This window comes from Pseudorhodoferax sp. LjRoot39, assembly GCF_964253035.1.
Classification (GTDB): domain Bacteria; phylum Pseudomonadota; class Gammaproteobacteria; order Burkholderiales; family Burkholderiaceae_C; genus Pseudorhodoferax.
In genome coordinates this window covers 4,859,677-4,872,644 of sequence record NZ_CAXUQL020000001.1, presented here as the reverse complement: position 1 = coordinate 4,872,644, position 12,968 = coordinate 4,859,677, and the positions used below count along the sequence as shown (strand labels likewise).

Annotated in this window: 12 protein-coding genes; 7 read left to right on the top strand and 5 right to left on the bottom strand. The window is 67.9% G+C overall.

Annotation, left to right across the window (positions count from 1 at the left end; translation table 11 throughout):
* Nucleotides 1-69 precede the first annotated feature (69 nt).
* The gene (locus ACSQ4M_RS22740; protein WP_436191683.1) at nt 70-1,236 is read left to right on the top strand and encodes an FAS1-like dehydratase domain-containing protein; all 1,167 of its coding nucleotides are present in this window, start codon (nt 70-72) and stop codon (nt 1,234-1,236) included.
* 27 nt (nt 1,237-1,263) lie between these two features.
* Here the strand turns inward: ACSQ4M_RS22740 and ACSQ4M_RS22735 are convergent, their stop codons facing one another.
* The 4 genes from ACSQ4M_RS22735 to ACSQ4M_RS22720 all read right to left on the bottom strand — a co-directional run bounded on the left by ACSQ4M_RS22735 (nt 1,264) and on the right by ACSQ4M_RS22720 (nt 5,890).
* Nucleotides 1,264-2,232, bottom strand: coding sequence for a Bug family tripartite tricarboxylate transporter substrate binding protein (locus tag ACSQ4M_RS22735; RefSeq protein WP_436191682.1), 969 nt, complete (start codon nt 2,230-2,232; stop codon nt 1,264-1,266).
* An 89-nt stretch (nt 2,233-2,321) separates the two neighbouring features.
* Nucleotides 2,322-3,284 carry an SMP-30/gluconolactonase/LRE family protein gene (locus ACSQ4M_RS22730; RefSeq protein WP_436191681.1) on the bottom strand — a complete coding sequence of 321 codons (963 nt, stop codon included), beginning with the start codon at nt 3,282-3,284 and terminating at the stop codon, nt 2,322-2,324.
* A 22-nt stretch (nt 3,285-3,306) separates the two neighbouring features.
* The gene (locus ACSQ4M_RS22725; protein ID WP_436191680.1) at nt 3,307-4,437 is read right to left on the bottom strand and encodes a zinc-binding dehydrogenase; all 1,131 of its coding nucleotides are present in this window, start codon (nt 4,435-4,437) and stop codon (nt 3,307-3,309) included.
* 13 nt (nt 4,438-4,450) lie between these two features.
* Nucleotides 4,451-5,890 carry an aldehyde dehydrogenase family protein gene (locus tag ACSQ4M_RS22720; RefSeq protein ID WP_436191679.1) on the bottom strand — a complete coding sequence of 480 codons (1,440 nt, stop codon included), beginning with the start codon at nt 5,888-5,890 and terminating at the stop codon, nt 4,451-4,453.
* 322 nt (nt 5,891-6,212) lie between these two features.
* Here ACSQ4M_RS22720 and ACSQ4M_RS22715 point away from each other — a divergent pair, with 322 nt between their 5' ends.
* The 6 genes from ACSQ4M_RS22715 to ACSQ4M_RS22690 all read left to right on the top strand — a co-directional run bounded on the left by ACSQ4M_RS22715 (nt 6,213) and on the right by ACSQ4M_RS22690 (nt 11,943).
* On the top strand, nt 6,213-7,268 hold the full coding sequence (locus tag ACSQ4M_RS22715; protein ID WP_436191678.1) for a porin: 1,056 nt from the start codon (nt 6,213-6,215) through the stop codon (nt 7,266-7,268).
* A gap of 13 nt (nt 7,269-7,281) precedes the next feature.
* On the top strand, nt 7,282-8,199 hold the full coding sequence (locus ACSQ4M_RS22710) for an NAD(P)-dependent oxidoreductase (protein ID WP_436191677.1): 918 nt from the start codon (nt 7,282-7,284) through the stop codon (nt 8,197-8,199).
* 23 nt (nt 8,200-8,222) lie between these two features.
* The gene (locus ACSQ4M_RS22705; protein WP_436191676.1) at nt 8,223-8,600 is read left to right on the top strand and encodes a carboxymuconolactone decarboxylase family protein; all 378 of its coding nucleotides are present in this window, start codon (nt 8,223-8,225) and stop codon (nt 8,598-8,600) included.
* Between the two features lie 84 nt (nt 8,601-8,684).
* Entirely contained in the window at nt 8,685-9,689 is a 1,005-nt protein-coding gene (locus ACSQ4M_RS22700; RefSeq protein WP_436191675.1) for a Bug family tripartite tricarboxylate transporter substrate binding protein, read from the top strand.
* A 212-nt stretch (nt 9,690-9,901) separates the two neighbouring features.
* The gene (locus ACSQ4M_RS22695; RefSeq protein WP_436191674.1) at nt 9,902-10,846 is read left to right on the top strand and encodes a tyrosine-type recombinase/integrase; all 945 of its coding nucleotides are present in this window, start codon (nt 9,902-9,904) and stop codon (nt 10,844-10,846) included.
* Complete coding sequence (locus tag ACSQ4M_RS22690; protein ID WP_436191673.1) at nt 10,765-11,943, top strand: IS91 family transposase; 1,179 nt, start codon at nt 10,765-10,767, stop codon at nt 11,941-11,943. The genes ACSQ4M_RS22695 and ACSQ4M_RS22690 overlap by 82 nt, the downstream gene beginning before the upstream one ends.
* 410 nt (nt 11,944-12,353) lie before the next feature.
* Here ACSQ4M_RS22690 and ACSQ4M_RS22685 read toward each other — a convergent pair whose 3' ends face one another.
* On the bottom strand, nt 12,354-12,932 hold the full coding sequence (locus ACSQ4M_RS22685) for a DUF4291 domain-containing protein (RefSeq protein ID WP_436194053.1): 579 nt from the start codon (nt 12,930-12,932) through the stop codon (nt 12,354-12,356).
* Nucleotides 12,933-12,968: the final 36 nt, after the last annotated feature.

Here is a 12,968-nt window from a genome sequence, read left to right as displayed (position 1 = left end):
GACGCCGGTGGCCGCAGAGGCCAACATCGATGTTTTGACGACGCACCCAGGCCCTTCGGGCATCCGCACATGACCGCAACGACCGCCGAACACAGCCCCGCCATCACCAAGGAGCTGGCCACCGGCAAGTTCACCGACCAGATGCTTGCCGACATGCGCGCCTTGATCGGCACAGAGCTGCGCACGGAAGCGAGCGTCAACAACGAGTTCGCCACCCGCACCGCGATCCTGCGGTTCTGCGAAGGCATCGGGGACGACAACCCGCTGTGGACCGATGGCGCCTACGCGCAAGGCACGGCCTACGGCGGCCTCATCGCGCCACCCAGCTTCATCTTCGCCTGCCTCGGTGGCATCCAGGTCGGGTGGCCTGGCCTGGGCGGTTTCCACTGCGAGACGACGATCAAGTTCCACCGGCCGATCCGCGTGGGCGACAAGGTCACCTGCCGCGTGGTGTTCCAGGGCTTCGACGGCCCCACCGCCGACAGCAACTTCGGCGGGCGCCGCATCAAGGACTACATCCTGCAGCAGTACCTCAACCAGCATGGCGAGGTCGTGGCCGACTTCATCTGCTCGCGCATGCGGTTCGAACGTGGCGAGATGCAAAAGCGTGCAGAGACGCGCAAGATCGAGGTACCGCACCCCTGGACGGCCTCCCAGTTGGCAGCCATCGAAGAGCAGATCCTGGCGGAAAGGCCGCGCGGCGCCACGCCGCGCTTCTGGGAGGACGTGCAGGTGGGCGACGAGATCGACCTCGTCACCAAGGGCCCCCTGGGCCTCACCGACTTCATCGCCTTCATCGCCGGTGGCGCCGCGCCGATCCCGCGTGTCTCGGCGCATTCGGTCGCGCTCAGGAAGTACCACAAGCACCCGAAGTGGGCCTTCCGCGACCCCCGCACGCACGCGCTGGAACCGGTCTACTCGGTGCACTACAACGACTATGCGGCGCAGCTGCAGGGCGCGCAGATCGCCTACGACGTGGGCATCCAGCGCACGGCCTGGGGCATCCACGCGCTGACCAACTGGGCCGGCGATGCGGGCGTTGTCAAGCAGGTGTTCGGCCAGTACCGCGCCCACGTCTACCTTGGCGATGTGCTCCGGCTGGGCGGTCGTGTCGAAGCCAAGGAGATCGACGCGAACGGCGACCACATCGTGCGTCTGACCACCTGGGCGCGCAACCAGCGCGACCAGAACGCGATGCCGGGCACGGCCGTCGTCGCCCTGCCGACGCGCGCCTGAGCCCGCGCCGGCACGGCTGCGCAGCCCCTACTCGGGTGCCAGCCCCGCCACCCGCGTCCACTGCCCCCACAGAGCGATCTGCGCCTGCACATGGGCGCGCAACTGCTCGGGGCTCGACGTCTGCGCAATGATGCCCGCAGACGCTGCGAAGGCCTGCATGGCCGGATCGGCCATGGCCTGCACAAAGACCTGGTGCAGCTTGCGCACCATCTCCGCCGGGAGCCCCGCCGGCGCGAACATGGCAGACCACGACGCGTAGTCGTAGTCCGGCAAGCCCTGCTCTGCCAACGGTGCCACATCGGGGAACAGCGGGATGCGCTGGCGCGAGGTGACGCCCAACACGCGCAGCTGCCCGGTCTTGACGAAGGGCGCCGCCACCACCGGGTCGTTCATGATGAAGTCGATGCGCCCGGCCAGCAGGTCCGTCGTGGCCGGCGCCGCACCGGCGTAGTTGACGGCCAGCGCGTCGATGCCGGCCTGGGTCGTCAACAGCTTCGCGGCGACCAGCATGCCGGAGTTGCCCGTGGCATAGCTGAGTTTGCCGGGCCGCTCGCGGGCGTACTGGATGAACTCCTGCACCGTGCGCACCGGCAGGCTGGCGGGCACGACGAGCATCAAAGGGTTCAGGCTCAGCTGCGCGATCGGCGTGAAGTCGGCGACGGGGTCGTAGCCAGGGTTCTTCAGCGTATGGACGTTGGCCGCATGCGATGAGTTGCCGCCCATCATCAAGGTGTAGCCATCCGGGGCCGCCCGCGCGACGAGGCGGGCCGCAATGGCGGCCTGCGCCCCCGGCTTGTTCTCGACGACCATGGCCTGGCCCAGCAGCTTGCCCGCCGATTCGGTGACCCTGCGCAGCAGCGTGTCGGCCGCCGCCCCGGCCGTGAACGGCGCCACGACCTTGATCGGCCGGTTCGGATAACTGCCCTGGGCCATGGCCCTGCCCCAGCCCAGCAGCGGTGCCGAAGCCACCAGCAGGGTTCTGCGTGTCACTGTCATGTGCCTGTCTCCTTCGTTGTGTGTGGCGGATCGATGCAGGGCCGGGCGCATGCGTGTCCGCAGGCGCGGTGCCGGCCCCGCTCACGTTGTCATTGGTGCGAGAACAGGGTGAGCCCGTCCGCCAGGCCGCCGGCCCGAAAGACCATCGCGCCCCCACCGCCCACTTCATCGCGCGCGACGATGAACAGTTCGCGCGAGCCCGGCATCAGCGCCAGGCTGGTGCAGCGCAGGAAGTGGTTCCGCTCGCGCCCGGGCAGCAGGATCTGCGCGATGGGGATGCCGTAGGGGCTGAACACCAGCACCCGCCCCTGCCGGTTCAGCGCCACGTAGACATTGCCTTGCGCGTCTGCCCGCATGGAGTCCGGCCCCGGACCGATGAAGTGGTAGGGAACCGAGGTGCCCGTGTGGCCGATCGTGGCAGGCGCCATGAGATCGGCGCGGTGCAGCCGGCAGGCGCTGAACTCCGTGGCCCACAGCACATCGTCGCCCGGCCCGAGCGCCACGCCGTTGGCGCCGCACAGCTTGGGCAACACCGGTTGCAGCGTGCGGCCATCCGGCGGCATGTAGTAGACGCCGCCCGTCGGCTGGGTGGACGCGCCGCGGAAGTCCGTCATGTAGAAGCCGCCGTGCCGGTCGAACACCAGGTCGTTGACGGCATGGCCGGCGCTGGGCGGCACGATGGTCTCGCGCTGGCTGCCATCGGGCGCCAGCGCGAACACCGTGCCCGCGTCGAAGAAGCCCTGGCCGTTGCGCGGGCCGACGGCCGCCACGAAGATGCGGCCGTCCCGGTGCACGGCGATGCCGGACAGGTTCTGGCCCGGCTCTGCATGCACCGTCGTCAACTCGCGCGTGGGCGACAGCCGCAGCACGCGCCCGCCGTAGATGTCCACGAACAGCAGGTTGCCCGCGCGGTCGAACGCCGGGCCCTCCAACGGCAGCGCCGTGGCGGACACCTGGAAGAACGGCTCGGCCGTGACGCAGGCGAGGTCGCGCTCGCCGCACGGGATCGGCGCCCATCCGCGGATGGCGTCGGTGGCAGACAGCGTGTTCATGCCGGCTGGTCGTGCGGCGGCTTCAGCCGTGCGGGTGCAGGATCTGGCGCAGCACCTCGCCGTGCTCCAGGCGGTCCAGGTTCAGGTTCAGTTCATCGAAGCCGAAGCTGCCGCTCATGAGCCGCTCCACCGGCAGCCGGCCTTCAAGGTGGTAGCGCATGTACAGCGGCAGGTCGCGCTGCGGCACGCAACTGCCCATCAGCGAGCCGCGGATCACCTTCTCCTCGCCCACCAGTGCGGTGTGCGGATACGGGTACTGGTCGCCCGAAGCGCCCAGGCCCACGCAGACGATTTCGCCGCCCTTGCGCGTGATGGCGTAGGCCGTGGCCATGCCGGCCTTGCTGCCGGACATCTCCAGCGCGAAGTCCACGCCACCGCGCGTGAGGTCGCGCACGGCCTCCACCACGTTCGCGTCGCGCGCCGAGACGGTGTGGGTGCAGCCGAGCTCCTTGGCCAGCGCGAATTTGGAGGGATTGATGTCGATGCCGACGATGGTCGACGCGCCGGCGATCCGCGCTGCCATGACGGCGTTGAAGCCGACCCCACCGAGACCGACCACGGCCACGCTCTGCCCCGGCCGCACCTTGGCCGCGTTGAAGACGCAGCCGGCGCCCGTGACGACCGCACAGCCGAACATGGCCGCCACGTCGAAGGGGATCGCCGGATCGGCCTTGACCAGCGTCTCGGGCATGGTCACGGCGTACTGCGCGAAAGACGACACGCCGCTGTGGTGGTACAGGCCCAGCGCACCGCGCTGCAGCCGGCGTGCGCCATTGGTCAGCTCGCCCTTGGCGCGCGATGCGGCAACCAGCTCGCACAGCACCGGCCGCGTGTTCACGCAGTAGTCGCAGGCACCGCAGCCCGAGCCCACGGTCATGACGACGTGGTCACCCGGCTTGAACGCGGTGACGCCACGGCCCACTTCGCGCACGATGCCCGCGCCCTCGTGGCCCATGACGACCGGCAGCGTGCGCTTGCGCAGCCCGGCCACCTGCGACAGGTCGGAGTGGCACAGGCCGGCCGATCGCACCTCGACCAGCACCTCGCCCTCGCCCGGGCCGTCGAGTTCCACCTCTTCGATCTTCAGCGGTTGGCTGTCGACATAGGGCGCAGGCAGGCATTGCTCGTACAGGACGGCAGCGGTCATTCGCATGGTGGGCTCCCGCTCAGTTCAGAACGAACAAGCGCTCTTCGGTCATGTCGCGGATGGAGAACTTCGGCCCCTCGCGCCCCATGCCGCTGTCCTTCACGCCGCCATAGGGCATCTGGTCCGAACGCCAGCGCGAAGTGCCGTTGACGATGACGCCGCCTGTGCGGATGGTGCGGATGGCCTTCAGCGCAAGATCCAGCGAGTTGGTGAAGATGCCGCACTGCAGGCCGTACACGCTCTCGCTGATTGCGCTGAACAGCGGCTCGATCTCTTCATACGGCAGGATGCTGAACGCCGGGCCGAAGATTTCGTCGGACACCACGCGCATGTTCTGGTTGACCTGGCTCAGCACGGTGGCGCCCAATTGCGCGCCATTGCGCCGGGTGCCGCGCAGCGGACGGGCGCCGGCCTCGATGGCTTCCTCGACCATGCGCTCGACGCGGATGGCGGCGGCCTCGTCGATCAGCGTGCCGACGTCGGTCGCCATGTCCATCGGGTCGCCGAAGCGGATGGCATCGATCTCCTGCAGCACCAGCTCGACGAAGCGGTCGTGCACGCGCTTGTGCACGTAGACGTTCTGCACCGAGATGCAGCTCTGGCCTGCCAGCGCCACGCCATTGCGCGCGCAGGCCTTGGCGGCGGCGGCGATGTCGGCATCGTGGTGCACGAAGGTCGGGCCCACGCCGCCGAGCTCGAGCGCCACGCGTTTCATGCCCACCGCGTTGCGGATGATCTTGCCCACTGCAATGGAGCCGGTGAAGCTCACGAAATCCACGCGCGGATCGCTCACGATCTTCGGGCCCACGGTGTCGCCATAGACGGTGTTGATCGCGCCCGCCGGGAAGCCGGCCTCCAGCACCGTCTCGACGAACTGGTGCACGCACAGCGGCGCCTTGGGCGACGGCTTGAGGATCAGGGAGTTGCCGGCCGCCAAGGCCGGACCGAGCTTGTGCGCGGCCAGGCTGATCGGCCCGTTGAAGGGCGTGATGGCGGTGACGACGCCCACGGGGTAGCGCATCATCATCGCGATCTTTCCGGCGCCGATGGCGCTGGCGTCCATGGGGATGTGCTCGCCCTGGATGCGCACGGCCTCTTCGGCACACAGGTGCATCAGTTCGGCCGCGCGCTGGGTCTCCACCAGGGAGTCGCGCAGTGCCTTGCCGGTCTCGCGCGCCATGGTGCGGCCGATCTGCTCCGTGCGGGCCGTGACCAGGTCGGCGGCGCGGTGCAGCAGCTTGGCGCGTTCGTGCCCGGGCAGTGCGGCCATGGGTTTGCTGGCCTTGCGGGCGGACTCCAAGGCGTCGTCCGCGTCCTGCAGCGACGAGACCGGCGCGGAGGCGATGACCTCGTTGCGGTACGGGTCGCGCACCTCTTCGTGTTGCTCTGCATCGCGCCATTGACCGGCGATGTGCTGGCGGATGCGCACGGGCGGCGCGCTCGTCTCGGTGGTGCTCATGGGGTCTCCTTTGCACGCCAGTCTAGGAAGCAATGGCGGCCTGCGTCCATGTCAAAAACCGGAAGCTCGTGTCCTGAAATTCCGGATACGCAGACCTCGGGCGAAGCGTCGGCAGCGTTTCGATTCCGCGCACATGGCGTGCTGAAAAACGCCATGGACGCAAGCCGGACCGGATTTCTAGACTGCGCCCACCGCATCGAGACACGACCTCACTGCGCATGGCAGCACACGACGCCGCCGCGACACGAAGACCGCACGCCGCAACCGGCCGCATCCCGCGCGCCGGACGCCCCAAGCCGTTTGCCCACAGATCCGGAGACATATGAACCACCTCACCAAGCCGCTCGCGCTCGCTTGCGCACTCGCTGCATCCCACCTCGCACACGCCCAGTCTTCCGTCTCCATCGGCGGCACCGTCGATGCCGCGCTGAACCACTCCAAGGGTTCGCTGAGCAGCCGCACGCAGATGATCAGCGGCGGCAATGCCACCAGCAAGCTGATCTTCCGCGGCCGCGAGGACCTGGGAGACGGCAACTACGCCAACTTCTGGCTGGAGTCCGGCTTCAACGCCAACAACGGCAGCGGGATGTCCGTGCCCAACAACAACCAGGTCGCCGTACCGAACCAGGGCGCGGCGCAGGGCCTCACATTCAACCGTCGCTCCTTCGTCGGCATCGGCGGCGCCTGGGGCGAGATCCGCGCCGGCCGCGAGTGGTCGCCCAGCTACGAGACCTTCACCGGCAAGTACGACCCCTTTGCGCTCAGCATCGGCCTGGGAATGAACTACGCGGTGGGCATTGACCGCAACGCCATCCGCAGCAACAACGCCCTGGTCTACATCACGCCCAAGCTGTTCGACAGCGTCACGGTCAACCTGCAGCACTTCCGGGGCGAAGGCACAGGTGTCGAGGCCACCGACGACAACGGCACGGGCAGCGGCGTCCGCGTGAGCTACGACAAGGGCCCTTTCAGTGCCGCTGCGGCATACATCAACACCAAGTTCGCCGCAGGCGATGCCATCTACCGCGACATCGCCGGAGCCTACAACTTCGGGCCCGTGCGGCTTGCCTTCAATGCCAACCGCAACCAGCAGGCCGCACTCAAGCAGAAGGGTTACCTCATCGGCCTGACGGCACCCATCGGCGCAACGGAACTCAAGGCCTCGTACTCGGTGTTCCGCGCCAACACGGCCGGCGACCCCAAGGCCTCCAAGATCGCACTCGGCGTGGTGCACCACCTCTCGAGACGCACGGCCGTCTACGGCACCGTGGCCCGCATCAGCAACGACAACGGCGCGGCCTACGCCTTCACCGGCGCCACCACCGCGGCCAACACCTCCGGACGCGCAGCCGAAGTCGGCATTCGCCACAACTTCTGAGCAAGGAAGACCCATGATGATCGGATTCATTGGCCTTGGCACCATGGGTGCCGGCATGGCGCTCAACCTCATCCAGGCCGGACACGACGTGGCCGTGCACGACATCCGCCGCGACAGCGCCGAACGCCATCTGGCGGCCGGCGCACGCTGGGCTGCGTCCGTCGCAGATGTCGCCTCGGGAGCGCAGGCCGTGTTCACGTCCGTGCCAGGCCCCAAGGAGATGCGCGCTCTCGGCGCGACTCTGCTCGATGCCATGGCGCCGGGCAGCGCCTGGTTCGACCTGACGACCAACTCGCCGACCGTCGTGCGCGAAGTCCACCAGCGTTTTGCCGAGAAGGGCATCGCCCTGCTCGACGCGCCCGTCAGCGGTGGACCTGCCGGCGCCAATGCCGGCAAGCTGGCGATCTACGTGGGCGGCGACAAGGCGGTGTTCGAACAGCACAAGCCGCTGCTGGACGCCATTGGGGACCAGGTGCTGCACGTGGGCGACATCGGCGCCGGCAACGTGGCCAAGCTCGTGCACAACTGCGGCAGCATCACGCTGCGCATGATGATCGCCGAGGTGTTCAGCCTGGGCGTGAAAGGTGGCATGGATCCCACCGAGCTGTGGCATGCCGTGCGCCAGGGCGCCATCGGCCGTTCGCGCACCTTCGACCGCATCGGCGACCAGTACCTGCAGGACAAGTACGAGCCCGCGAGCTTCGCGCTGAAGCTGGCGCACAAGGACCTGACCCTCGCGCTGGACCTGGGCCGCGAACTGGGCGTGCCCATGAAGTACGCCGAGCGCGCGATGGAAGATTTCCAGGAAGCACTGGACCGCGGCTGGGGCGACCGCGACTCGCGCTCGCCCATGCAGATCCAGAACGAACGCGCTGGTGTGCAGATCAAGGTGTCCGCAGACGACGTCAAGAAGACGCTCGCACGCGACTGACCGCCATTCACAGGGAGAACCACATGGACGCACGACAGACCGGCCGCCGCATCATGAACGAGCTCATGGGCGAAGGCTACGCCGAAGGCAAGGACAAGAAGAAGAACGCCTTCACCGCGCCGCTGAACGAGTACTCCGAAGAGGTGTGCTTCGGCCGCATCTGGGCGCGTGGCGTGATCGAGCCCAAGCTGCGCAGCATCCTGAACATCGCGATGCTGACGGCGCTGGGCCGCCCCAACCAGCTGCGCAACCATGTCGAGGGCGCGCTGAACAACGGCGTCACCGTCGACGAACTGCGCGAGATCCTGATGCACACCGCCGTCTACTGCGGTCTGCCTGCCGCCGGCGATGCGTTCAAGGTGGCCGAAGAAGTGCTCCGGGGCCGCAAGCTCATCGACTGAGGGCCAAGGCCACAGAGCCGCCGCCGGGCCGTTGCGGGCCGGCGAGCCCGGGCCTTCCAGGCCAACGACAACATGGAGACAGACATGAGAGCGCGTTCATTTCGGTACCGGCACCGGCTACGCCAGCGCGCCCTGGCCGCGGGCCTTCTCGCGGGCATGGCCGGCATCGCCGGTGCCCAGCCGGCGGCAACGCCCTACCCCAGCAAGACCATCACGATCATCGTGCCGACCACGCCGGGTGGCGGCGTCGACAACGGTGCCCGCATGCTGGCCGAGAAGCTGCGCGCCGCCTGGGGCCAGACGGTGGTCGTCGAGAACCGGCCGGGGGCCAACTACATCATCGGCACGGCAGCAGTTGCGCGGGCGCCGGCCGATGGCCACACGCTGCTGTTCACCTCGAACTCGTTCGTGGTGGTTCCCCTTGCCAGCGCGAAGCTTCCGTACGACCCCGCCGACCTGGCACCGGTCGGCACGCTCGCCTATTCGCCCTATGTGATGGTCACGCGGTCCACGCTGGCGGCGAACACGGTGCAGGAGTTCATCGCGCACGCCAAAGCCCATCCAGGCAAGCTCAACTACGGCGGCACGGTCTCCGCCGGCTCGCACATTGCCGGCGAGGTGTTCAACCACATGAGCGGCACACGCATGCAGTTCGTGCCGTACAAGGGCGGTGCGCCGGTCATGGTGGATCTTGTGGGCGGCCAGATCGATGCGGCCTGGAACTCCGTGAACGCCGCTGCAGCGCAGATCCGGGCGGGCAAGGTCAAGGCGCTGGCGGTGACGGGCGAGCAGCGCTATCCCACGCTCCCTGCGGTGCCCACGTTCGCCGAAGCTGGCTTCCCACAGTACCAGGAGCGGGCCTGGCTCGGACTGTTCGCGCCGAGTGGCACCCCAAGAGCCATTGTCCAGAAGCTGTCGGCAGAGCTGGCCAGAGTTGCGAACGCACCGGAGATGAAGCCGGATTTCGACGCGAGCGGGCTGATCCCGTTGGCGTCCACGCCGGAGCAGTTTGCGGCCATGCTCAAGAAGGAGGCCGACACGCTGCGTCCGGTCCTGAAGGCCTCGAACTTCAGGCTCGACGCCCAGTAGCTGCGGCGAGGGTTGCCCAGCCGATCACATCACTGGTGGTCGGGAGCCGAAAATTGAGGATCTCGACGGGTGCTGGAAGACGGCGATGCGCCCGTGGACTAAACCGCTCGCGCGGTAGGCGCTCCGCGCGGCACCTCGGCGCCTGATCTGCGCGTTGGTGCCACCGTCGATGTCGAGGCAATCCCGCCTCGCTCATCGACGGAGCTGCAACCATGGACACCATCACATCGGCGGTAAGCCCGCTGCGCCAGCGCATGCTCGAAGACATGCGCATCCGCAAACTGGAGCCGCGCACCCAGGAGGCCTACGTCCGCGCCGTGCGCAAGCTGACCGCCTACCTGCACCGCCCGCCCGACACGGCCAGCGTGGAGGATCTGCGCAACTTCCAGCTCCACCTGGTGGATACGGGCACCTCGCCCATGACGCTGAACGTCACGCTCACTGGCCTGCGGTTCTTCTTCGACGTCACGCTGGAGCGGCTGGAGCTGATGGCTCGCATGCATCCGGTCAAGCTGCCGCACAAGGTGCCGGTGGTGCTCAGCGTGCAAGAGACCGCGCGCCTGATTGCTGCCGCCGCCAACGTCAAGCACCAGGCGGCCCTGTCGGTGGCCTACGGCGCCGGCCTGCGCGCCAGCGAAGTCGTCCATCTGAAGGTCACCGACGTGGACAGCCAGCGCATGACGCTGCGGGTGGAGCAAGGCAAGGGTCGCAGAGACCGCTACGCCATGCTCAGCCCGGTGCTGCTGCAGCGCCTGCGCACCTGGTGGCGCATCGCCAATGCGCAGGGCCGCATGCGGCCCGGTGGCTGGCTGTTCCCCGGGATGGACCCGACCGACCCACTGACGCCGCGCCAGCTCAACCGCGCCGTGCACGCCGCCGCCGAGGCCGCCGGCATCGACAAGCGCATCTCCACGCACTCACTTCGCCACGGGTTCGCAACGCACCTGCTGGAGCGCAAGGTGGACATCCGCGTGATCCAGGTGCTGCTGGGTCACAAGCGCTTGGAGACGACGGCGATCTACACCCACGTGGCCACCGATCTGCTGCGCGAGGTGATCGGCCCGCTGGAGCCGCCGTGGGACGGCCCACCCTGGAAGTGGCCGACGTCTTCCTCCAGCACGGTCCGGCCTGGCGTGCCGCCCAGCGCGGCCACCTGAGCCTGGGCCAGCTCAAGGTCATGTCGGCCATCGAGCAGTGCCGCAGCGCGGCGCTGGGAGGACACGTGCTGCGCTGCGAAGGCTGCGGTACCGACCAGGTCTCCTACAACTCCTGCAGGAACAGGCACTGCCCCAAGTGCCAGAGCGCGGCGGCTCAGCGCTGGCTGGACGCGCGCCAGGCCGATCTGCTGCCGGTGGAGTATTACCACGTGGTGTTCACGCTGCCGGCACCCGTGGCGGACATCGCGTACCAGAACAAGGCCGTGCTCTATGGCCTGCTGTTCGACCTGGCCGCCGAGGTGCTGCTGACCATCGCTGCCGATCCGAAGCACCTGGGGGCCAAGATCGGCGCCACGCTGGTGCTGCACACCTGGGGCTCGGCGCTGACCCACCATCCGCACGTGCACGGCATCGTGCTCGGCGGCGGGCTGGCGCCGGACGGCAAGACCTGGGTGGCATGTCGGCCGGGCTTCTTCCTGCCGGTGCGGGTGCTGTCGCGGCTGTTCCGGCGGCGCTTCCTCGAAGAACTGCAGCGGCTGCATGCGCTCGGCAAGCTGCAGTTCTTCGGCGAGCGCGCTGAGCTTGCCGATGCGCGCGCCTTCAACGCCTGGCTGGCGCCGCTGCGCCGGCTCGAGTGGGTGGTCTATGCCAAGCGTCCCTTCGCCGGCCCGCAGGCTGTGCTGGCCTACCTGTCGCGCTACACCCACCGGGTGGCGATCTCCAACAGCCGGCTGCTCGCGATGGACGAGCGCGGCGTGACGTTCCGCTGGAAAGACTACCGCGCCAAGGGCCGCACGCGCCACAAGGCCATGAAGCTGGAGCCGGCTGAGTTCATGCGCCGCTTCTTGCTGCACGTACTGCCTGCAGGCCTGCACCGCATCCGTCACTACGGGTTGCTCGCCAACGGCTGCCGCGCGGCCAGCCTGGCGTTGGCGCGCGAGCTGCTGCAGGCTCCGCCAGCGCCCCTCGCGGCGGACAGTGACGCTGCTGCGTCAGCCCCGCCAGCTGCCACCTTTATCTGCCGGCACTGCGGGCAGCCGATGAGCATCTTGCTGGTCTTCATGCGCGGCATGGCCATCCGCGCACCGCCGCCATGACCGGCAACAACATCACGCACGAATCGCACGACGCGCTGATCGGCCAGTGGCCTGCATCGGCTGGGCACTCGTGCGCGTGGCGGCCGCATCGGCATCCTGGATCATCCTCGGCCGGTCGCCGCTGGCGCATCGGATCAGGCTGCGCCGTCATGGACAGTGCCATCCGACATGCGCGAACCCGCGGCGTAGCCGCAACGACCGGCATCGCGCACGCCAAATCCCCATAGGCCGCTGCGACAAAGTGCCGCAGCGACGCAATCCGCGGTTTCCTCCCTGGAGGCTTGTGCGACACCTGCCCTCAGGTTGAGGCTCATCCACGACCTGTGGCTTGCCGGGCAGGTATCTCACAACCCTTAACCGTTGCAGCCGGCGCGGAGCTCCTATGAGCTGCCCGGAAGCGGTCACCAGCCCTAGAACGCGGGCGGAACATCTGCCGATATGGATGCAGAAGGCAACGACAGATAAACGCGCTCCTCGGGAGTCAACAGTTGGCTCCAATCGGAGAGCGCGTGCGAGCGTTGCTGAGCGACGAAATTGGAGACATCAACCACCTCCATCAGTTCAGGCCCCGCCAGCGACTTCAGTGCATCGCCGCGGAGTCCAAGTTGGATTGCACGGCGATCCATCTTGGAGCCGTCCGGCGCATGGTCGGGGTCCCATTGCAGTCGCACGTCCGAGCCCTGCACGCTGGCCTTCCAGGCTTCGTGCGTACCGTGCAGGGCAGAATTGAACGTCGAGGCGACAGCTCGATCCAGGATCGAATCGAAGAAGGTACGGCGGACTCGCAGTCCGAGAATGACCTCTTGCCCAGGCTTAGTTCCCCAACCTGACCGGTACATCATCCAGAGGAAGTTTGGCTTGATCCAGCTCATTCGCTCGAAGCTGAAGTCGGGACCACCGAAGCGGCCATGCTCGATTGCGTAGTGTCCAATGGACGGGCGATATGCCTGGTAGACGATGACGCTTTGGTCATCGAACTGGGCAAGGATGTGAACCGCCCCGTATTTTGAGGAGGCTCCAACTTT

Bases quoted from the DNA above. Each gene is read 5' to 3' on its own strand.
- ACSQ4M_RS22740 (WP_436191683.1), top strand. From the start codon at position 70: ATGACCGCAACGACCGCCGAACACAGCCCCGCCATCACCAAGGAGCTG.
- ACSQ4M_RS22735 (WP_436191682.1), bottom strand. From the start codon at position 2,232: ATGACAGTGACACGCAGAACCCTGCTGGTGGCTTCGGCACCGCTGCTG.
- ACSQ4M_RS22730 (WP_436191681.1), bottom strand. From the start codon at position 3,284: ATGAACACGCTGTCTGCCACCGACGCCATCCGCGGATGGGCGCCGATC.
- ACSQ4M_RS22725 (WP_436191680.1), bottom strand. From the start codon at position 4,437: ATGCGAATGACCGCTGCCGTCCTGTACGAGCAATGCCTGCCTGCGCCC.
- ACSQ4M_RS22720 (WP_436191679.1), bottom strand. From the start codon at position 5,890: ATGAGCACCACCGAGACGAGCGCGCCGCCCGTGCGCATCCGCCAGCAC.
- ACSQ4M_RS22715 (WP_436191678.1), top strand. From the start codon at position 6,213: ATGAACCACCTCACCAAGCCGCTCGCGCTCGCTTGCGCACTCGCTGCA.
- ACSQ4M_RS22710 (WP_436191677.1), top strand. From the start codon at position 7,282: ATGATGATCGGATTCATTGGCCTTGGCACCATGGGTGCCGGCATGGCG.
- ACSQ4M_RS22705 (WP_436191676.1), top strand. From the start codon at position 8,223: ATGGACGCACGACAGACCGGCCGCCGCATCATGAACGAGCTCATGGGC.
- ACSQ4M_RS22700 (WP_436191675.1), top strand. From the start codon at position 8,685: ATGAGAGCGCGTTCATTTCGGTACCGGCACCGGCTACGCCAGCGCGCC.
- ACSQ4M_RS22695 (WP_436191674.1), top strand. From the start codon at position 9,902: ATGGACACCATCACATCGGCGGTAAGCCCGCTGCGCCAGCGCATGCTC.